General features: G+C 46.4%; 22 protein-coding genes and 1 pseudogene. 20 read left to right on the top strand and 3 right to left on the bottom strand.

Annotation, left to right across the window (positions count from 1 at the left end):
- The first annotated feature begins 255 nt into the window (after window positions 1–255).
- The 3 genes from scrA to HC660_RS19305 all read left to right on the top strand — a co-directional run bounded on the left by scrA (window position 256) and on the right by HC660_RS19305 (window position 3,418).
- The gene (scrA, locus tag HC660_RS19315; protein WP_029441288.1) at window positions 256–1,641 is read left to right on the top strand and encodes a PTS system sucrose transporter subunit IIBC; all 1,386 of its coding nucleotides are present in this window, start codon (window positions 256–258) and stop codon (window positions 1,639–1,641) included.
- Window positions 1,638–3,077, top strand: a complete 1,440-nt coding sequence (gene sacA / locus HC660_RS19310; RefSeq protein WP_168749047.1) for a sucrose-6-phosphate hydrolase — start codon at window positions 1,638–1,640, stop codon at window positions 3,075–3,077. Before scrA ends, sacA begins: the two co-directional genes overlap by 4 nt.
- Window positions 3,078–3,169: 92 nt before the next feature.
- The gene (locus HC660_RS19305) at window positions 3,170–3,418 is read left to right on the top strand and encodes a hypothetical protein (protein ID WP_168749046.1); all 249 of its coding nucleotides are present in this window, start codon (window positions 3,170–3,172) and stop codon (window positions 3,416–3,418) included.
- 89 nt (window positions 3,419–3,507) lie between these two features.
- Here HC660_RS19305 and HC660_RS19300 read toward each other — a convergent pair whose 3' ends face one another.
- Window positions 3,508–4,323, bottom strand: coding sequence for a bifunctional hydroxymethylpyrimidine kinase/phosphomethylpyrimidine kinase (locus HC660_RS19300; RefSeq protein ID WP_010332342.1), 816 nt, complete (start codon window positions 4,321–4,323; stop codon window positions 3,508–3,510).
- Between the two features lie 144 nt (window positions 4,324–4,467).
- On the opposite strand from HC660_RS19300, the gene HC660_RS19295 reads away from it, so the two are divergent.
- The 5 genes from HC660_RS19295 to HC660_RS19275 all read left to right on the top strand — a co-directional run bounded on the left by HC660_RS19295 (window position 4,468) and on the right by HC660_RS19275 (window position 7,603).
- A complete protein-coding gene (locus tag HC660_RS19295) occupies window positions 4,468–4,806 on the top strand; it encodes a PadR family transcriptional regulator (RefSeq protein WP_010332341.1) in 339 nt (112 codons plus the stop codon).
- Window positions 4,799–5,434 (top strand): permease prefix domain 1-containing protein, encoded by a 636-nt coding sequence (locus HC660_RS19290; protein ID WP_168749045.1) that lies wholly within the window; start codon window positions 4,799–4,801, stop codon window positions 5,432–5,434. The genes HC660_RS19295 and HC660_RS19290 overlap by 8 nt, the downstream gene beginning before the upstream one ends.
- A 48-nt stretch (window positions 5,435–5,482) precedes the next feature.
- Window positions 5,483–6,010, top strand: coding sequence for a hypothetical protein (locus HC660_RS19285; protein ID WP_168749044.1), 528 nt, complete (start codon window positions 5,483–5,485; stop codon window positions 6,008–6,010).
- Between the two features lie 95 nt (window positions 6,011–6,105).
- The gene (locus HC660_RS19280) at window positions 6,106–6,912 is read left to right on the top strand and encodes a glycosyltransferase family 2 protein (protein WP_168749043.1); all 807 of its coding nucleotides are present in this window, start codon (window positions 6,106–6,108) and stop codon (window positions 6,910–6,912) included.
- A 13-nt stretch (window positions 6,913–6,925) separates the two neighbouring features.
- Window positions 6,926–7,603 (top strand): uracil-DNA glycosylase, encoded by a 678-nt coding sequence (locus tag HC660_RS19275; protein WP_168749042.1) that lies wholly within the window; start codon window positions 6,926–6,928, stop codon window positions 7,601–7,603.
- Window positions 7,604–7,627: 24 nt separating this feature from the next.
- On the opposite strand, the gene HC660_RS19270 is transcribed toward HC660_RS19275, so the two are convergent.
- Window positions 7,628–8,998: an aldehyde dehydrogenase gene (locus tag HC660_RS19270; RefSeq protein WP_168749041.1), complete on the bottom strand. Its 1,371-nt coding sequence runs from the start codon at window positions 8,996–8,998 to the stop codon at window positions 7,628–7,630.
- 166 nt (window positions 8,999–9,164) lie between these two features.
- On the opposite strand from HC660_RS19270, the gene HC660_RS19265 reads away from it, so the two are divergent.
- The 3 genes from HC660_RS19265 to HC660_RS19255 all read left to right on the top strand — a co-directional run bounded on the left by HC660_RS19265 (window position 9,165) and on the right by HC660_RS19255 (window position 11,258).
- Window positions 9,165–9,482 carry a YwdI family protein gene (locus HC660_RS19265; protein ID WP_168749040.1) on the top strand — a complete coding sequence of 106 codons (318 nt, stop codon included), beginning with the start codon at window positions 9,165–9,167 and terminating at the stop codon, window positions 9,480–9,482.
- 19 nt (window positions 9,483–9,501) lie between these two features.
- Complete coding sequence (locus HC660_RS19260) at window positions 9,502–10,824, top strand: purine/pyrimidine permease (protein WP_168749039.1); 1,323 nt, start codon at window positions 9,502–9,504, stop codon at window positions 10,822–10,824.
- 62 nt (window positions 10,825–10,886) lie between these two features.
- Entirely contained in the window at window positions 10,887–11,258 is a 372-nt protein-coding gene (locus HC660_RS19255) for a DUF423 domain-containing protein (RefSeq protein ID WP_168749038.1), read from the top strand.
- 46 nt (window positions 11,259–11,304) lie between these two features.
- Here HC660_RS19255 and gerQ read toward each other — a convergent pair whose 3' ends face one another.
- Window positions 11,305–11,862: a spore coat protein GerQ gene (gerQ, locus tag HC660_RS19250; protein ID WP_010332331.1), complete on the bottom strand. Its 558-nt coding sequence runs from the start codon at window positions 11,860–11,862 to the stop codon at window positions 11,305–11,307.
- A 320-nt stretch (window positions 11,863–12,182) separates the two neighbouring features.
- On the opposite strand from gerQ, the gene spsA reads away from it, so the two are divergent.
- The 9 genes and pseudogenes from spsA (at window position 12,183) to HC660_RS19205 (ending at window position 18,968) form a co-directional block, all read left to right on the top strand.
- Window positions 12,183–12,953 (top strand): spore coat dTDP-glycosyltransferase SpsA, encoded by a 771-nt coding sequence (spsA, locus tag HC660_RS19245; protein WP_168749037.1) that lies wholly within the window; start codon window positions 12,183–12,185, stop codon window positions 12,951–12,953.
- Window positions 12,954–12,957: 4 nt separating this feature from the next.
- Window positions 12,958–14,382 (top strand): CDP-glycerol glycerophosphotransferase family protein, encoded by a 1,425-nt coding sequence (locus HC660_RS19240; RefSeq protein WP_168749036.1) that lies wholly within the window; start codon window positions 12,958–12,960, stop codon window positions 14,380–14,382.
- A 20-nt stretch (window positions 14,383–14,402) separates the two neighbouring features.
- A pseudogene (locus HC660_RS19235) lies at window positions 14,403–14,730 on the top strand (DegT/DnrJ/EryC1/StrS family aminotransferase); the annotation flags it as partial.
- Window positions 14,731–15,600: a GNAT family N-acetyltransferase gene (locus tag HC660_RS19230; RefSeq protein WP_168749035.1), complete on the top strand. Its 870-nt coding sequence runs from the start codon at window positions 14,731–14,733 to the stop codon at window positions 15,598–15,600.
- Window positions 15,600–15,863, top strand: coding sequence for a hypothetical protein (locus HC660_RS19225; RefSeq protein ID WP_168749034.1), 264 nt, complete (start codon window positions 15,600–15,602; stop codon window positions 15,861–15,863). Before HC660_RS19230 ends, HC660_RS19225 begins: the two co-directional genes overlap by 1 nt.
- A 104-nt stretch (window positions 15,864–15,967) precedes the next feature.
- A complete protein-coding gene (locus HC660_RS19220) occupies window positions 15,968–16,705 on the top strand; it encodes a sugar phosphate nucleotidyltransferase (RefSeq protein ID WP_168749033.1) in 738 nt (245 codons plus the stop codon).
- A 2-nt stretch (window positions 16,706–16,707) separates the two neighbouring features.
- Window positions 16,708–17,655, top strand: coding sequence for a dTDP-glucose 4,6-dehydratase (rfbB, locus tag HC660_RS19215; protein WP_095712759.1), 948 nt, complete (start codon window positions 16,708–16,710; stop codon window positions 17,653–17,655).
- A gap of 13 nt (window positions 17,656–17,668) precedes the next feature.
- The gene (rfbD, locus tag HC660_RS19210; RefSeq protein ID WP_168749032.1) at window positions 17,669–18,520 is read left to right on the top strand and encodes a dTDP-4-dehydrorhamnose reductase; all 852 of its coding nucleotides are present in this window, start codon (window positions 17,669–17,671) and stop codon (window positions 18,518–18,520) included.
- A complete protein-coding gene (locus tag HC660_RS19205) occupies window positions 18,513–18,968 on the top strand; it encodes a dTDP-4-dehydrorhamnose 3,5-epimerase family protein (protein WP_010332322.1) in 456 nt (151 codons plus the stop codon). The genes rfbD and HC660_RS19205 overlap by 8 nt, the downstream gene beginning before the upstream one ends.
- Window positions 18,969–19,190: the final 222 nt, after the last annotated feature.

Here is a 19,190-nt window from a genome sequence, read left to right as displayed (position 1 = left end):
GATATTGTGAAGTGTTTCACAAATATTTTTTACGAATTTATGTCTACATGTTCTATCAAACTTTTTAACTAAAAAACAGTTGACGAAAACGCTGTCATGTTTTATGATGAAAGCGTATTCTTAATCTGAATAAGCGGGATTGTGACTGGTAAAGCAGGCAAGACCTAAAATTTGCGTAAATGAAAAAGGATCGCTGTGTCCTTTATTCGTTGGCGAATTTTAGGTCTTTTTTGTTTATAAAAGGGGGAGAAGAAGATGGATTACAAAGAGACTGCAAAACGCCTCATTGAGCTTCTCGGGGGAAAAGAAAACATTATCAGCGCGGCTCATTGTGCGACAAGACTGCGTTTAGTGATTAAGGATGAATCAAAGATAGATCAAGCACAAGTAGAAGAGCTTGAAGGCGTCAAAGGCGCTTTCAGCAGTTCAGGCCAATACCAGATTATTTTTGGAACAGGCCTTGTCAATAAAGTGTATGATGCTTTTTCTAAGGAAGCCGATGTAGAGCGTGAAGAACATGTGAATCACCAGGATGCTGCTAAAGAGAAACTGAATCCTGCGGCGAGATTTGCGAAAACGCTTTCGAATATTTTTGTTCCGATCATTCCAGCCATCGTAGCCAGCGGCCTGTTAATGGGGTTATTGGGAATGATCAATGCCTTTCATTGGATGAGTAAGGACTCTGCGCTGCTGCAGCTCCTTGATATGTTTTCAAGCGCGGCATTCATCTTCCTGCCGATTTTGATCGGGGTCAGCGCTTCAAAAGAGTTTGGAAGCAATCCGTATTTAGGAGCGGTCATCGGGGGAATCATGATACACCCGACGCTTTTGAATCCATGGGGTTTGGCGGAAGCGTCACCTGATTATATGCATCTTTTCGGGTTTGATATCGCGCTCCTCGGTTATCAGGGAACCGTCATCCCTGTCCTGCTGGCAGTTTACGTCATGAGCAAGGTAGAGAAATGGACAAGAAAAGTGGTTCCGCATGCGGTCGATTTGCTGGTTACGCCTTTTGTTACTGTCATTGTCACCGGGTTTGTCGCATTTATTGCCATCGGCCCTTTAGGAAGAGCGCTTGGCTCCGGTATTACTGTTGCTTTAACATATGTGTATGATCATGCCGGTTTTGTCGCAGGCCTTCTTTTTGGAGGCACCTATTCACTGATCGTCCTCACAGGTGTTCATCACAGCTTCCATGCGATTGAGGCGGGGCTTATTTCAGATCTTGGCAGGAACTATTTATTGCCGATTTGGTCTATGGCAAATGTCGCCCAAGGCGGGGCCGGCCTTGCCGTCTTCTTTTTAGCGAAAAAGGCAAAAACGAAGGAAATCGCTCTTCCGGCGGCATTTTCTGCTTTTCTTGGCATTACTGAGCCCGTCATTTTCGGGGTAAACCTTCGCTACCGGAAGCCGTTTATCGCCGCGATGATTGGAGGCGCGCTGGGCGGCGCGTATGTCGTCTTTACACATGTTGCTGCAAACGCTTACGGGTTAACAGGCATTCCGATGATCGCCATTGCAGCACCGTTTGGATTTGGAAATCTAGTGAACTATATGATTGGAATGGTTATTGCGGCAGTATCAGCGTTCATTGCGGCGTTTGTCATGAAAATAAACGAAGATGAGGAGAGAAAAAAATGACAGCACATGATCAGGAGCTGCGTCGCCGGGCTTATGAAGAAGTTGAGAAGAAAGAACATATTGCTGACAGCGATCCGCACCGCCAGCACTTTCACATCATGCCCCCGGTTGGTTTGCTGAATGATCCAAATGGCGTGGTGTATTGGAAGGGAGTCTATCATTTGTTTTTTCAGTGGCAGCCGTTTCAGACGGGGCACGGGGCAAAGTTTTGGGGGCATTATACGACATGTGATTTTGTGAGCTGGAAGCGGGAAGAGATTGCGCTGGCTCCGAGTGATTGGTTTGATAAAAACGGCTGCTACTCGGGCAGCGCTGTTGTCAAGGATGACCGGCTCTATCTGTTTTACACAGGAAATGTCAGGGACCAGGATGGGAATCGAGAAACGTATCAGTGCGTTGCTGTATCGGACGATGGGCTGACCTTTGAGAAAAAAGGTGTCGTGGCCCGTCTACCTGAAGGCTATACAGCTCATTTTCGTGATCCGAAGGTGTGGGAGCATGAAGGAAAATGGTATATGGTGATCGGTGCGCAAACGGAGAACATGAAGGGCCAAGCTGTTTTGTTTACTTCCAATAACTTGACTGAGTGGACGTTTCTCGGCCCGATAACAGGTGCCGGCCTCAACGGACTGAATGATTTCGGATATATGTGGGAGTGCCCTGACCTGTTTTCTCTTCAAGGCTCCGACGTGCTGATTGTCTCGCCCCAAGGACTTGAAGCTGACGGCTATCGTTATCAAAATGTGTATCAATCTGGATATTTTGTAGGGCAGCTCGATTATGAAAAAACGGGGCTGATGCATGCTGCGTTTACGGAGCTTGATCAAGGCTTTGATTTTTACGCGCCGCAGACACTTGAAGACGATCAGGGGCGCCGGATACTGTTTGCGTGGATGGCTGTACCTGATCAGGATGAGAAGTATCATCCGACGAAAGATTATCACTGGATTCACTGTATGACGCTGCCGAGACAGCTGACGCTATCAGGGGAGAAGCTGATACAGCAGCCGCTTCCTGAGCTGAAAGCGATGCGGAAAAATGGGCAGGAAGTTCAAATCAACATGTATGGATCGTCTGGTACGCTGCCAGTTGAAAATCCTGAAAGAGCTGAAATTTTGATTGAAGACATTGATACGGAGTCTGGTTTTGAAATCGATATCCGCGCCACTGCCACATTCTCTTTCCGGAAGGAAGAGGGGCTTATCACACTAGAGCGCACAAGCTTTGACGGTACAAAAACAGAAGCGAGACATTGCCGCATCAGCAATCTGCACACAGTGCACATGTTTATCGACGCGTCATCAGTGGAAGTCTTTATCAATCATGGGGAAGAGGTATTCAGCGCAAGATATTTTCCTTTCCCGGGAAATGATCAAGTGACTGCGAGATCAAACGGAAGATCTGAAATGAAAGTCGGAATTTGGACACTTATGTAGAAAATCCTTCTTTTTTCTTATGTGAAATCTGTGCCATCTGTGCTATTCTTCAACGATAACCTACATTTTTTTCTGTAAAAGGAGTTGTTTTCTTGAATATACATGAACAGAAGATAACACCGGAATGTTTAGAAAAGGCTGCGGATCAAGTTGAGGATAAGCGGGAAGAATATAAGGATGTGCTGCTTCAGCTGAAAAAAATGCTACGGGGAACAACACCGCATAGTGAAGCGGCAGAAACCCTTTCACGGGCATATGAACAAATGAAGGAATATGCACTTTTTGTTCAATCCATAGAGATATTTTTGAGGTCATCTGCGAACAATTTAAAGACCAAATAAACAGGCTGCCGATGTGATCGGCAGTTTTTTCTGTGAAAAGTCTCCGAGAATAAAAAAAGGCTGCCTCTTTGGAAGGCAGCCGATTTTGTTTATGATTGTTTATTCAGGCGCAAAGCAGAATGCTTCGTAGGTCCGACATACTGATTCAACGGGAAGGACTCTTGAATCGCAGCAGTAATAAATTCTTTCGCCGCGTAAATTGCTTCTTTGACTTCCGCGCCTTTCGCGAGTTCTGCTGTCACCGCTGCGGAGAACGTACAGCCGGCGCCATGTGTATAAGGCGTATCAATCATTTCACTTTCAAGGACTTCCGCTGTTTCTCCGTCATATAGAACGTCTACAGCTTTTTCGTGCTTCAGCTTGCCTCCGCCTGTAATCACAACATATTGAGCGCCGAGGGCGTGGATTTTTTTCGCCGCTTCTTTCATGTCTTCAATCGTTTTTAATTCACCCATGCCGCTGAGCTGGCTGGCTTCGAACAGGTTTGGCGTAATCACGGTAGCGAGCGGTGCCAATTGTTCACGCAGGGCTTGCGCGTGCTCCGGATAAAGAACCTCATTTGCCCCTTTGCATACCATAACCGGATCAATCACGACGTTTTGCAGTTGTTTTTCTTTGATCGTTTTCGCCGCAAGCTCGATAATCTCAACGGTTGGCAGCATTCCCGTTTTCATGGCGTCCACACCAATGCCGTCTACAATCGTTGCGAGCTGTGCGCGAATCGTGTCTGGATCGATCGGAAAGACTTGATGATCCCAGCTGTTGTTCGGGTCCATTGCAACGATCACCGTTAAGGCTGTCATCCCATATACGTTTTTTTCTTGAAATGTTTTTAAATCAGCTTGAATTCCCGCGCCGCCGCTGGAATCGGAGCCGGCAATCGTGAGTGCTTTATGCATAGACATGTGTTGAACCTCCATCAATGTTTTATATCTCATTATAGTTAGATTTTCTGCTTATCACAATACGAAAGGTTTATAGGAATCAATTGACAGTTTCAGGGTGATTTCGTACAATGCTACATAAGAAAACTAGGTAGGGGTTTTGTCATGTTAAATCGTGAGCTGATTAAAGGCAGCACTGTGATATTGGTATTAACGCTCCTGAATGAGAGGCCGATGTATGGCTATGAGCTTGTAAAAGAGATGGGAAGCCGCAGCGATAATGAACTGCAGATGAAAGAGGGAACATTGTATCCTTCCCTTCATAAACTTGAACGGCAAGGATATATTTCTTCATATTGGGAGAAGCAGGAGAAAGGCCCGGATCGTAAGTATTATCGGATTACAGAAGACGGCAGAGAGATCCTGGCAGAGCGCACAAAGGAATGGAGCGTGTTTTCAGCTATGATGGACCGAATGCTGAAGCGGGGCGGACAGAATGGATAAAGAGACTTATATATATAAAGTGAAAAACGGGCTTAAAGGGGTTTCTGATAGTGAAGCGATGATCGAAGAGATCGAAAACCATATTGAACACCACTTGTTTCACTCCATTCAAGAGGGGAAGAGTGAGGCAGAAGCCATGGAATGTTTGCTTCGGGAATTTGGCACACCGGATGAGATTGTATCATCCTTTCAGAAAGAACAGCCTGTATTCGCCCGTACGTTTTTATTATTCCATCTATTCTGCAATAGTGCTTTATTTGCAGCAGGTATTACCATTACAGTATTGCATGCATGGTTAGAATCTCCCTTTGTTCATGCAGTGTGGAAAGGCATTTCTGTTTCTGTGTGGCTGATTTTAGCTGCTTATATTCTCTATTGGGTGCTGATTGGGTACCAAGGCGTTAGGGAGTTCGGTCAACGCGGTGAACGGCTTGTTTTACATACGATTCTTATTTCTATGGTGCCGAACGTTATTTTTATGTTTGTTTTTCTGTTTGATCTAGTTCCTGCTGCGCTGTTTCAATCCTTGCTGACACCTTGGTTTATAGGGGCGTGTGCTTGTGCTACGCTGTTATTTCCGGCGTGCGGGCGAATAGGCTGTTATTTTGGCAGGCGCCAGCTTGCCTGATTTTTTAGGTATGTACATAGAAATTCTATGTAATGAAGGGGGATTGTCATGAGACTCGGCTCTTGTTTATATGGTTTTGTTATTCATGTGGCTGTATTTTTGTTTGTGGGTGCATCCATGCTTTTGGTTATGGCCATGTCCGTACCGCTTGTTTTTTTGCTCGATAGGATGCCAGATGTTGTTTTTACTGCTGGTGCAATCGTTTTTCTATTATTATTCTATTCTATTGGCTGGTTTTGGGCACTCTGGATTGCTTGCCACCAACGCATGCGGCTGTTTGATGTTCAATTGGGATCCTTTGTTTTGCTGGCCTTGTTGATTGGTTTGTTCTTGTCAGATGGAACGAGTGTTTCTGAAATTGTGAGAGATTGGGACGATGCAGGCTGTGCTTTTGTTCCGCCGGCATTCACTTTTTTGTGCCTTTCTTACGCATTGGTGCTGCTGCCGGTCTATCAATCTAAGCTATGGCATCTCTTCCTGCCGAATGGCGTCCGCCTGAAAGATGTCGTTCGTGTATGTGGAGAGCTGATGCTGATTATGGTGCTTCTGGTAGGCGTCACTTTGCTGTTTCTGTAGTTTCCATTTCACAGTTCGGTAGGATATTCCCACTGATCTCCCGTCCAATATATGTTTTAATAGTACATGACTATGAAAATGAGAAGGAGAGCATCATGAAGATTTCTATCGTAATTGTGACCTATAATCGGATTCCGGCTTTGTGCGAGTTGTTGGAGTCGATTTCACAGCAGACTATGAAGCCGTATGAAGTCATTATTGTCAATGATGCCGGGGAGTCGGTTGAGCAGGCCAAAGCACTGTATCCGGAGCTGCCGATTGCTGTGATTGATTTAGAAAAGAACTCAGGCCATGTGGAAGCGAGAAATGTGGGTGTCAAAGAGGTATCAGGCGACTGTATCATGCTTTGTGATGATGATGATTTCTTCACGCCGGGCCATCTGGAAAGAATGGCGAAGGAAATGGAAACGGCAGATTTCGTTCATTCTGATGCCGAAATTGTGTCGTTTGAAGAGAGGGAAGGGACAAGATATCCGATTTCGCGGAAGTTATTTGCGTATACCGCTGATTATGAGGATATGAGAGTGTTCTCGACCTACGTGCCGTCGGGCAGCATGTACAGACGTTTCCTGCACGATGAGATCGGGTATTTCGATGCTGATGTGCATAATTATTGGGACTGGGATTTTTACTTGCGTGCAGCGAAGGATTACCGGATCAAGCGTGTGCCTTGTGCCAGTGTGATATATGCATTCAGTGACGCGGGAGACAATCAGTCCGCAGACCTTGGCGCCAAGCGGAAGCAATATTTGGATCGTTTAAGTGAGAAGCACGGACTAGGGGAACTGCCGACGAAAAACTTTGCCGTCCTGCTTGAAGAGCCTGACATGAAGAGGCGGGAAGCACAAAGTGAGATTGTTTGGGATGGCAAACCTGTCTATTCCAGACTTCATCGTTCGTAAGGAGGTTTGCATCTTGAAACAGCTTTTGCAGGACAGCTGGTGGGAACAGCTGAAGGAAGAGTTTGAAAAACCGTATTATCTAGAGCTGAGAGAAATGCTGAAGCGGGAATACATGGAGGAGACGATCTATCCGGACAGCCGCGATATCTTTAATGCGCTGCACTACACGCCGTACGATGATGTCAAGGTGGTTATTCTCGGTCAAGATCCGTATCATGGACCTGGACAGGCTCAAGGCTTAAGCTTCTCCGTAAAGCCGGGTGTGAAGCAGCCGCCTTCATTGAAAAATATTTTTCTTGAGCTTCAGGATGATATCGGCTGCAGCATACCGAATCACGGGTCGCTCGTCAGCTGGGCGGAGCAGGGGGTTCTTTTGCTGAATACCGTGCTCACAGTGCGGCGCGGACAGGCGAATTCCCATAAGGGAAAAGGCTGGGAGCAGCTGACTGACCGGATAATTGATGTGCTGAATGAAAGAGAACGGCCGATTATTTTTATACTGTGGGGCCGGCATGCCCAAATGAAAAAAGAACGAATCGACACGTCCAAGCATTTTATTATTGAATCGACGCATCCCAGCCCGTTTTCAGCAAGAAACGGATTTTTTGGCAGCAAGCCATTTTCGCGGGCAAATGCCTACTTGGAGAAAATGGGGGAGGCTCCGATTGATTGGTGTATAAAGGATTTATAAAAAGCGCAGATGACCTGCGCTTTTTTATTTGAGTATTTTCCGTATCAAACGCAGGCCGTTTTTGGATGATGGATAACGGAAAGCGAAGTCGAAGCGGTTCGTTTGCTTGACGACGCTTTTTTTGTGCGTAAATGTGTTAAAGCTGTCAAATCCGTGATAGCTGCCGATTCCGCTTTCTCCCACGCCGCCGAATGGCAAATACGGTGTCGCGACATGCATCAACGTATCGTTGACACAGCCGCCGCCAAACGACAGGTTTTCTATTATCTCTCGTTCAATTGTTTGGTTTGTTGTAAACACATACAGGGCAAGCGGCTTGGGACGCGACTTGACTTTCTCAATGACTTCATCGATGCCGCGATATGCAAACAGCGGAAGAATGGGTCCGAAAATTTCCTCTTGCATCACTGGGGAATCATCTGTGACCTGATCGAGAATGGTCGGCGCTATTTTGTGGTGCCTGTGGTCTGCTTGGCCGCCAATTAGCGCGACGCCGTCTTTCAGAAAGCTCAGCAGCCGCTGGTAGTGGCGTTCACTGACGATTTTGCCATAAGACGGATTCAGTTCGGGCTGCAGTCCGTAAAACTCACCAATGACACGCTTCATTTCTTCCGTAAGCTCTGTTTTGATGTCTTCGTGAACGAGCAAGTAATCCGGTGCGATGCAGGTTTGGCCCGCATTCGTAAATTTCCCGAAAACGATGCGCTTGGCGGCAAGCTTGATGTCAGCATCCTTATGGACGATGCAGGGACTTTTTCCTCCGAGCTCTAAGGTGACGGGAATTAATTGTTTGGCCGCCGCTTCCATGACAACTTTTCCTACGGCCACGCTTCCAGTAAAAAATATGTAGTCAAACGGCTGCTGTAATAGAGCTGTGCTGATGTCCGGCCCGCCTTCCGCCAAAGCGACATAATCACCCGGAAAAACGTCACGGATGAGAGCGGAAAGAACAGCCGAAACAGCTGGCGTATATTCTGAGGGTTTGAGAACGACCGTGTTTCCGGCTGCAATGGCTCCGATCAGCGGAGAAAGCGCCAGCTGCAGGGGATAATTCCATGGCGCAATCACCAAGACGGTGCCATACGGCTCGGGGAAAATAACACTTTTGGAACCGATATGGGTCAATGGCGTTTTGACTCTTTTCGGCTTGGCCCATTTTTTCAGCCGTTTCATCACAAAGCTGATTTCCTCAAGAACAATGCCGATTTCCGTTGTGTACGCTTCTTGTTCAGATTTGTGAAGATCCTGATAGAGAGCGGCTGTGATGTCCGCTTCATACGCTTTGATGGTGTGTTTCAGTTTCTTTAAGACGTCCAATCTTGAGTCAATTGATTTTGTATGCCCTGCCGCGAAAAATGCTTGATGGCTTCTGACAATCGAGGGGATGCTGTTCATAATCTCTCTCCTTCCTGCAGGTCATGGTGATTCATTATGTGAAAATTGGCTTCTGCTTGTCAAATGCGAGATTCCTGTCAGAAAAAATAACAAACTCATATCTGCGTTTGCGGCAGGAATTTGATAAAATGCAGGGAGACTACATTTTATTTTTGGAGGATTTTTTATGAACATTCATATATCCGCTTTGATTCAGAAGATGGAAGAGGAATTGAAGAAAGCAAAGACGGCCGAACATGATGAGGAGCTGAAGCGCAACGTGGCGGTCGTCCGTTCTTTGTGCGACGTCGTGCTGGATCAGCCGGAGACGGGGAGCACGCCGCGCATTCAGCCGAGTGTTACGGCAAGTCCGTCGGCGCCGCCTTCGACAGACCAGCTGCTGATGGAAAAAATGATGGGCAGCGCCGGATTAAACAAGTATCGGAAGCAGGAAAAAGATGAGCAGGAAGAGGATGGAAACGGAGAGTCTTTATTTGATTTTTAATCAGAAAGGTTGAGCTTACGTGAAATTGGTTCTTGGCGCTCTGCAATGGGCAGCGTTTATGATTGCCGCGGCGATTGTTGTTCCGGTGGCGGTTGCCCAATCGTTTCATCTGGATCATTCAGATTCTGCACGGCTGATTCAAAGCACTTTTTTTGTATTGGGAATTGCCGCAGTTATTCAGTGTTTGAAAGGACACCGGCTGCCTATAAATGAAAGCCCTGCCGGCTTGTGGTGGGGAGTGTACACAATCTACGGCGGCCTGACCGGAACGGTGTTTGCGACATATGGCGAAACACTGCGCGGCTTGCAGGGGGCGCTTCTTGTAAGCGCTGTATGTTTCTTTTTGTTAAGTGTCTTCAAGGTCATTGATCGGCTTGCTGCCTTGTTTACTCCGGTTGTGACAGGGGTCTATTTGCTGCTGCTCGTCATGCAGTTGAGCCAGCCGATTATAAAAGGGCTTCTTGGCATCGGCTATTTAAAAGACAGCGTGGATGGTCTTGTATTTGGCCTGGCGCTGGTTGTCGTCGCCGCGGCTTTTATCATGTCAAATTCTAATATCGTTTTTTTAAAGCAATATTCTATTTTATTGGCTCTTTTCGGCGGATGGGTACTGTTTGCGGCTGCGGGCGTTGCAAAACCGATCGAATGGCCGGATCGGCTGTTTCAGCTGCCATCTCTGTTGCCGTTCGGTGCCCCATTATTTAACAGCGGCCTAGCCATCACATCGGTTTTTATTACGATTCTGCTGATCGTTAACATGCTGGCAAGTATGAAGGTTGTGGACATTGCGGTGAAAAAATTCGGGAAACAGACGGATGGGAAGCGTCATGAGCGCCATGCCGGATTTGCGGCTTCATTCAGTCATTTGCTGAGCGGTTTGTCTGGAGCCATTGCACCGGTTCCGATTTCGGGAGCGGCGGGTTTTATTGAAACAACCAAGATGTCTTCTAAAAAGCCGTTTGTTCTCGGCAGTATGCTGGTCGTTTTCATCAGCGTGATTCCGTTTTTTATGAATGCGTTTGCGAGCCTGCCGTCACCCGTTGGATTCGCGGTAAACTTTGTTGTGTTCTCGGCAATGGTGGGTTTGGCGTTTGCTGAATTTGATTCCTATGAGACATCAGAGCTGAAAAGAGTGCGGGCTGTGATCGGCATTTCACTGCTTACAGGTGTCGGCATTATGTTTGTGCCAGGAAGTGCATTAAAGGATATGCATCCGGTGTTTATTTCTCTGTTAAGCAATGGGCTTGTCTTAGGGACACTTGCTGCAATAGCGATGGATCAGTTTCAGCTATGGCGCAGGAGAAAATCCGACAATCTCGTGTCATCGGAGAACAAACATTGAATTTTCATACAGGTGCGATATGATAATTGATAGGAGTTTAACGAAAAGGCGGGAGAGAATAGATGAAAGTATTTATCATATTAGGCGCTATTAATGCCATGCTTGCCGTGGGACTCGGGGCATTTGGCGCACACGGATTAGAAGGGAAAATTCCTGATAAATATCTTCAGGTTTGGCACACAGGCGTGCAGTATCACATGTATCACGCGCTGGGGCTTTTTGTTGTCGCGTTTCTCGCTGATAAAATATCCGGCATTGGCAGTGTCACAACAGCCGGCTGGCTGATGTTTGCGGGGATTGTGCTGTTTTCCGGAAGCTTATACATCCTCAGTGTGACGCAAATTTCCATTCTTGGGGCAATCACGCCGCTCGGCGGTGTGGCGTTCATTATTTCTTGGATCATGATCGTTGTCGCAGCTGTCAAATATCTATAAAGAAAAAAGCCAATCTCTCATATCATGAGGATTGGCTTTTTTTTCTTTATCTTGGTGAATAGGATGACATCGAGTATGGGTACGTGTATGCAATTTCTTCATCAAAGGTGACGTAATCAAGATAGATCGTCAGCAGAAGGTAGCGGGTTCCTGTTTTCGGATCGCTGATAATAATGTGATCCCGGCCCGCCGCCTCGATGACGCCGCGGAAAATCTTTGATCCCCACTCCTTGCTGTTTTCAAATGTCATATAGATGGTAGCCGTTTTTCCCCTGTTCAGGCGCAGTATATTCTCGATGTATGATTCCTCGACAGGCAGCATGCCGGGAATGTTTTGGCCGCCCGATGGTGTCTGCCCCGATGGAATTTGAAACCCGCCGCCCTGGCCTTGCTGCTGAGTAGGGAATCCGAAGCCTTGCTGCCCCTGCTGCATGGGCATTTGCTGCATTTGTCCCATCGTCTGCATTTGGGGACCTTGCATTGGGCCTTGCATTTGCGGGCCTTGCCCTTGAGGCTGCGGATACGGATTTGCGCCAAATTGAGGAGAATACCCCTGCATATCATATCCCTGCATTTGCTGATATTGGTTTTTTTTCGGTTTCATATCGTTCCTCCTTTTTATGAAAACCATTCAGAACATGTTCCAGATGTATAAATAAACGCTCCGAGATGACTCACCCCCGATGACAAACGATCTTAGTCGCTAGTGCGATTTTTATCTCTTTCACCTTATGAGGCCAAAGCTTGGAATATGCTGAAAAAAAGAACAGTGAGCGTGCCGATTTCTCTGGCCGATCACTGTTTTTTCAATCGATGTACACAATCTTTTCGCATATTAGTCTGTCTTCCTAGCGCAACTTGCGCTTAAGCAACATAAGATAACGTTAGTTTCAGATGTGAAAATTCAAGGAGGAGGTGTAGGATTTGCCGAAAGTCTCAGTGATAATGACGAGCTATAACAAAAGCGATTATGTGGCAAAGTCCATTTCAAGCATACTCTCACAAACTTTTTCTGATTTTGAATTGTTTATTATGGATGACAACTCAAATGTAGAGACGCTGAATGAAATACGTCCCTTTTTGAATGATAACCGTGTGCATTTCTATCAAAGCGATATATCTGGAGTGAAGGAAAGAACGGAAAAAACGAGATACGCGGCGCTGATCAATCAAGCGATTGAGATGGCGGAGGGTGAGTATATCACCTATGCGACGGATGACAACATCTATATGCCGGATCGGCTGTTAAAGATGGTGCGTGAACTCGATGATCACCCGGAAAAGGCTGTGATCTACTCAAGTTCGAAAACCTATCATTTAAACGAGAATCAAGACATTGTAAAAGAAACCGTCAGGCCCGCCAGTCAAGTAACGTGGAACGCCCCGTGCGCAATTGACCATTGCTCGGTGATGCACAGGTATACGGTGCTTGAGAAGGTGAAGGAGGCGTTTGGCTCTTATTGGGATGAAAGCCCGGCGTTTTATCGGATCGGTGATGCCCGGTTCTTTTGGAGAGTCAATCATTTTTATCCGTTTTACCCGCTGGCCGAGGAGCTTGATCTGAACTATATTACAGACCAATCCATTCATTTTCAGCTGTTTGAGTCAGAAAAAAACGAGTTCGTACGGAATCTTCCTCCGCAACGCAACTGCCGCGAACTGCGTGAATCATTAAGAAAGCTTGGAATGGGGTGAGAGTTTGTCGGCCTATTTAAGCAATTATTGGGTGCTGTACCGGAAGTATGCGGAGCTTTTTGACAGGCTTCGCTACAAGGGGATTCCGCTCGGGCTTATCAGTAATTTTTACCAATACATCAGCCCTGAGCTGAGAGTGATGATGGAAGAAGAACCGGAATTATTCGGGCCTGCGGAGCAGCATATCGATGTAGGTCAGATTCAGACGTTCTTTGAAGAGAAAAAACAGAGCATTGCCAAAACAAATGACGCGCCCGTGAAGGGAAAAGTGATCTTGCATTTTGATCACCTTCGTTTTGTAAACGATAATTACTACCAATTTGATCCTGAGAAAACTGCTGTTTTGGCAAGATGGAGTAAGCCAAATTATTGCGATTTGCCTGTGATCAGCAAGCCTGAAGTGGCCGCTTCTTGTGAAAAAGGCGATCCGAAGCCGTATCTTGAAAAGGCTTTTTCAATTCTTTCGGCTTATGATGACCACCCGGCATTCGGTGATCAAGCATTTCGAGAACGGCTTTTCAAGGATATTCCTTTGTTCATGGAGGCCATTGACACAGTAGATGCTTTATTCACAAAAGAGAACATTTCTGCCGTTGTTGTTGGAACGACAGAAGACATTTACAGCAGGGTGCTCGCTCTGACATGTGAAAGGAGAGGGGCCGTGAGTTTCTGCCTTCAGCATGGAGCGCTGATGGGAGATGAAGCCTTCTTGCCCGTTTTTACAACCTATCAGGCTGTTTTTGGCGCGTATGAAGCTGGCTGGTATCAACAAAGAGGCTGCAAACCAGAACAGATTCTCATAACGGGACATCCCCGCTTTGACGACATTTTTAACAGGACACCTATGGACATGTCAGTATTTTATCGAAAGCTGGCCTTTCACCCGTCTAAAAAAATCGTTTTGATCGCGACACAGCCCTTCTCGGAAGAATTTTATTCAAGTGTGTTAGATGAGCTTTCCACGCAAAAACAGCTGCAAATTATCATTAAACCTCACCCTTGGGAAATCGGAAAAAACAAGCTGGATATATATCATGCGGCGGCAAAAAAACATAAAGCATGCAGAATCATCAAAAAAGAGATGGATCTGTACGATATCCTGGCGTATGCTGACGCCGCTGTAACGCAAACCTCAACGGTGGGTCTTGAGGCCATGCTGTTTCAAAAACCCGCACTAATCGGAAAATCGACCGGAAACCGCACGTACCCGTATTACGAGTCTCTTGGCGATTTTATATTTGAAAAGCCGGAGGAATTAGCGCATACCCTGATTGAGGTTCTTCGAAATCCTGCCATGTATCAAAGGGCAGAAGCGGCGCGTCAGTCATTTACGGCTTCCAATTACCCTGTTACTGAGTCGACACTCGCCTTGTTTTCGGCACTGGAAACGAAAACAGGGGTTGATTACAGGCGGAATCATTCTGAATAACATTGCCGCGTTTGTCAGAGCTGATCACGCCGTCTGTTCATAATGAAGGCCGGCATGCCTGGCATGTATATGTCCTGCAAGCCAATGGAAAGCAGGCCGGTGTCACTCGGAATGAAGTGTTTACGGCTTTAAAGGATGAATACAATATCGGCACACAGTGTTCATGTTATCCCAGTGCATATTCCTCCGTATGATCAAAAGCAATTTGGGTTTAAGGAAACAGACTACCCGCGCGCCATGAATAATTACAAACGTACCCTGTCACTCCAGCTGTATCCATCAATGTCTGACGAAGATGTCAACGGCGTGATTGAGGCCGTGCGGGACACCGCAAAAGGGGCTGGTTAGGTGTATACGATAAAAGAGAATGTTTCCCAAGAGGCAATCATGGAATTTCTCCAAAGCAAACAGATGACGCTTGACGGATCGTATCAATTTTCGCTCGGCCTGTTTGAAAACAGTCAGCTTCAAGGCGTGATGCTGTATGAAGACGCCCTTTGGGAAAGCAAAATGCTTCAGAAAAAAGTCATGAACGTAAAGCTTCTCGCGGCCAACAGCACAGGGCAGCTAAAACAGCTGTTTCAGGCCCTGTATTCTGTTCGGCAAATGGATGAAACAGATTTTGTGTTTGTGCGTGTACCGGCAGAGGATATTGGAGCAGTACATGTCATTCAGCAGCAGCCGTCCTCTTATTTTGTCGGCAGTTTGCTTAAACTGGTGAACACTCCGTCTCCATATGAAAAAACGCCGCCATTTTTTGAACTGGTTCAGCCTGAACCTGGAGACACCGAAGAGATTTGCCAGTTAGCCAGCGACGCATTTGCGAAAAGCAGATATTTTCACGATCCTTTTCTTAGCCGTGAGGCGGCGAACAAAATCTTTCAAGAGTGGACACGAAACAATCTGTCGGGGAGAGCAGATATCAATATTGCTGCTAAATATAATGGAGAGATGATCGGCTACCTGCAAGGTTTATCAAAAGGTGATGAGTATGTGCTTGATTTGATGGCTGTGAAGCCGGGGTATGAAGGCAAGCGTGTCGCGTTTCATTTATTGGCGCATCTCATAGAACAACCGGAGACATTGAAGCATAAAACGGTAACAGCGGGGACGCAGCTTCATAATGTAAGAGCGATCCGCCTATATGAAAGAATGGGATTTACCGCTGTTCAATCGTATTATAATTACCACATTTGGCCGGGCAAGAAGGCGAAATAATGGCGGGTTTTCAGATCGCGAACAAAACTGTCGGCAAGCACGCTCCCGTTTTTAATAGTTTCGAGACAGGAATTAATCATGACGGAAAATGGGATCAGGCCTTTGCACGGATTAATGCCGTGTCCGAAGCGGGTTGGGTGTCATTAAATTCGTTAAATTACAAATGTTTTAAGTCAACAAAACGGCGGCCGGAAGACTATCACTTGGTCTCAGTCCTCTATCAAAAAGCAGGCGAGCGCCCTGTTGTCTCGGCTGCAGAGTGAATCGGCCTGCCGTCGTAAATGGAAAAGGACTGAACCGGGTATCACCCATCCATTATGATTTGCTTGATGATAAGATATAAAAATGCATGTAAGGAAGTGTTAATGTGAAAGGTGTCATTTTAGCCGGAGGAAACGGCTCACGCCTTATGCCCTTAACCAAAGCCGTCAACAAGCATTTGCTTCCTGTAGGCCCTTATCCGATGATTTACTGGTCGATAATGAAGCTCGAGGAAGCCGGAATTAAAGAGATTTTACTTATCAGCCAAAAAGAGCACATGCCTCAGTTTTATAAGCTGCTGGGAAGCGGAGAGGAGCTTGGCGTCTCCGTCACTTATCAAGTGCAGCCCGCCGCCTCTGGAATTTCAGATGGGTTATCGTATGCAAAACGCTTTACTGGAAAGAACCCTTTCATTTTATTATTAGGTGATAATATATTTGAAGATTCATTAAAGCCTTATACGGAGCGATTTCAACAGCAGGGAAAAGGGGCGAAGGTGCTTCTGAAAGAAGTGGATGATCCAGAACGTTTTGGAATTGCTGAAATTGATGAAAAAAACAAACAAATTCGATCCATTATTGAAAAGCCTGCAAATCCCCCGACCAACCTTTGTGTAACCGGCATTTACATGTATGATGCAGAAGTGTTTTCTTATATTGAACAAATATCACCATCAAAGCGCGGCGAGCTGGAAATCACTGATGTAAATAATTTATACATTGAAAACAGCAAGCTGACGTATGATGTGTTATCGGGCTGGTGGGTCGATGCAGGAACACACGAATCGCTTTATCTCGCCTCCCGGCTGGTACATCAGGCTTTACAGAAAGGACAGGACGAATAGCTATGGCAAAATCATATTTCATTACAGGCGGGGCCGGATTCATAGGGCTCACGTTTACAAAGCTCATGCTGAAGGAAACGGATGCGCGCATTACCGTTCTAGATAAATTAACGTATGCCAGCCACCCGCAGGAAATCGAAAAACTAAAGGGAAACAGCCGGTTTCGATTTGTAAAAGGGGATATCAGCATTCAAGAGGATATTGACCGGGCGTTTGACGAGACCTATGACGCCGTGATTCATTTCGCCGCGGAATCGCATGTAGACAGAAGCATCTCCCAAGCGGAGCCGTTTATCACAACGAATGTCATGGGCACATACCGTCTGGCTGAGGCAGTCTTACAAGGAAAAGCCAAAAAGCTGATTCATATTTCAACAGACGAGGTGTACGGGGATTTAGAAGCGAATGATCCCGCATTTACGGAAGCAACGCCGCTTTCTCCTAACAACCCTTATTCCGCGAGCAAAGCGAGCTCTGACCTTCTTGTTCTATCGTATGTGAAAACACACAAACTGCCGGCTATTATTACACGCTGCAGCAATAATTACGGCCCATATCAGCATAGTGAAAAAATGATCCCAACGATTATCCGCCATGCAAAACAAGGCTTGCCGGTTCCGCTCTACGGTGACGGGCTTCAGATCAGAGACTGGCTTTTTGCAGAGGACCATTGCCGCGCCATCAAGCTGATTTTAGAAAAAGGAACCGACGGTGAGGTGTATAATATCGGCGGCGGAAATGAACGCACGAATAAAGAGCTGGCGAGTATCATCATGAAACATTTGGGCTGTGAGGAATTGTTTGCTCACGTGGAAGACCGAAAAGGGCATGACCGGCGCTACGCGATCAATGCGTCAAAGCTGAAAAATGAGCTTGGCTGGCGGCAGGAAGTGCCGTTTGAAGAAGGTATTGCGCGTACGATTCGCTGGTATACAGACAATGACCGATGAGAAGGTGATCCGATTGACAAAGGTATTGGTGACCGGTGCGAGCGGACAGCTTGGCTTGGAGCTGTGCCGGCAGCTGAAGCAAGCCGGATATGAGGTCATTGCGTTAACAAAGCAGATGATGAACATCGCCGATCAGCGTTCTGTACGGCATTCGTTCGGGCATTATCAGCCGGATATCGTGGTCAATACCGCCGCGTTTACGTCCGTTGACAAATGCGAGACGGAGCTGGATAAAGCATACTTGATCAACGGTATTGGCGCTTACTACACAGCGCTGGAGTCATCCCGCATCGGAGCGCAATATGTTCATATCAGCACGGATTATGTGTTTGACGGAAAGGGGACCCAGCCATACAGGGAAGACGACCACCTCGACCCGAACACCATCTACGGCAAAAGTAAAAAACTCGGAGAAGAGCTGATCCAGTTAGCAAGAACAGACAGCACGATCATCAGAACATCGTGGGTGTACGGACAAAGCGGCAGCAATTTTGTTCATACGATGCTGAAGCTCGCTGAAACAAAACAAGAGCTGCGGGTTGTGAACGATCAAATCGGCTCGCCGACCTATACGAAGGATTTGGCGGAAGCGGTCATCAAGCTGTTCAGCCATCCGCCGGGCATCTACCATGTCAGCAATTCAGGCATATGCAGCTGGTATGAGTTTGCAAAGGCTATTATGGAAGAAAGCGGGCTGAACACAACGATTACACCTGTAACGACAGAAGAATATGGGAATTCGACACCCCGGCCGGCTTACTCTGTGCTGAGCCACAGGGCTATTGAAGAAGCCGGCATACGACCGCGTCATTGGCGGGATGCTTTACGGGAATATTTGCAGGAAAGGAGCAGTGCTTGTGATTGAAGGAGTCAAGGTGAAGAAACTGACAAAGCATTGTGATGACAGAGGTTTTTTTGCTGAACTGGTTCGCGATGATGAGAACCTCCTTGAGCATTTTGGGCAGGCGTCTTGGTCCAAAAGCTATCCGGGTGTGATTAAAGCGTTTCATTATCACGAGAAGCAGGACGATCTCTGGTTCTTCCCGACCGGCCACGCTCAGGTTGTCCTTTACGACCTGCGGGAGGATTCAGAAACAAAAGGAGAAACCGATGTCTATTATATGGGAGAAGACAACCCGATGCTGTTGTTGATTCCAAAAGGCGTCGCTCACGGATACAGAGTGCTGGGCGAAACGCCGCTGACAATTATCTATTTTACAACAACCTCGTATAACCCTGATCAGCCCGATGAAAAAAGAATCCCATGGAATGATGAGACAATCGGTTTTAACTGGAATACCGAATTTAAATAGATCATAGAGCAGCTATCCATCGAAGATCATTAGGCATCTTCGACTTTTTTTGTCCTGTTTTGTTATCGGGACAAAAGATAGAAATAATAGGCGCATATTTTACTAGATACAGGTCGAAAACAGTCTATTAGAATCTTGTGAAAATGGGATGAATTTATTATTTTCATTTAAGTGTTAATATTCCTAAAAAAGCATTTACTTCCATGGAAATTGGTGATAGAT

Origin of the sequence: Bacillus mojavensis (assembly GCF_012648005.1) — a bacterium.
GTDB lineage: Bacteria > Bacillota > Bacilli > Bacillales > Bacillaceae > Bacillus > Bacillus mojavensis.
Note: the sequence above shows the minus strand (reverse complement) of the source record. Positions and strands in the feature narration are given on the sequence as shown.

Bases quoted from the DNA above. Each gene is read 5' to 3' on its own strand.
- scrA (WP_029441288.1), top strand. From the start codon at position 256: ATGGATTACAAAGAGACTGCAAAACGCCTCATTGAGCTTCTCGGGGGA.
- sacA (WP_168749047.1), top strand. From the start codon at position 1,638: ATGACAGCACATGATCAGGAGCTGCGTCGCCGGGCTTATGAAGAAGTT.
- HC660_RS19300 (WP_010332342.1), bottom strand. From the start codon at position 4,323: ATGTCTATGCATAAAGCACTCACGATTGCCGGCTCCGATTCCAGCGGC.
- HC660_RS19295 (WP_010332341.1), top strand. From the start codon at position 4,468: ATGTTAAATCGTGAGCTGATTAAAGGCAGCACTGTGATATTGGTATTA.
- HC660_RS19290 (WP_168749045.1), top strand. From the start codon at position 4,799: ATGGATAAAGAGACTTATATATATAAAGTGAAAAACGGGCTTAAAGGG.
- HC660_RS19285 (WP_168749044.1), top strand. From the start codon at position 5,483: ATGAGACTCGGCTCTTGTTTATATGGTTTTGTTATTCATGTGGCTGTA.
- HC660_RS19280 (WP_168749043.1), top strand. From the start codon at position 6,106: ATGAAGATTTCTATCGTAATTGTGACCTATAATCGGATTCCGGCTTTG.
- HC660_RS19270 (WP_168749041.1), bottom strand. From the start codon at position 8,998: ATGAACAGCATCCCCTCGATTGTCAGAAGCCATCAAGCATTTTTCGCG.
- HC660_RS19265 (WP_168749040.1), top strand. From the start codon at position 9,165: ATGAACATTCATATATCCGCTTTGATTCAGAAGATGGAAGAGGAATTG.
- HC660_RS19255 (WP_168749038.1), top strand. From the start codon at position 10,887: ATGAAAGTATTTATCATATTAGGCGCTATTAATGCCATGCTTGCCGTG.
- gerQ (WP_010332331.1), bottom strand. From the start codon at position 11,862: ATGAAACCGAAAAAAAACCAATATCAGCAAATGCAGGGATATGATATG.
- HC660_RS19225 (WP_168749034.1), top strand. From the start codon at position 15,600: ATGGCGGGTTTTCAGATCGCGAACAAAACTGTCGGCAAGCACGCTCCC.
- rfbB (WP_095712759.1), top strand. From the start codon at position 16,708: ATGGCAAAATCATATTTCATTACAGGCGGGGCCGGATTCATAGGGCTC.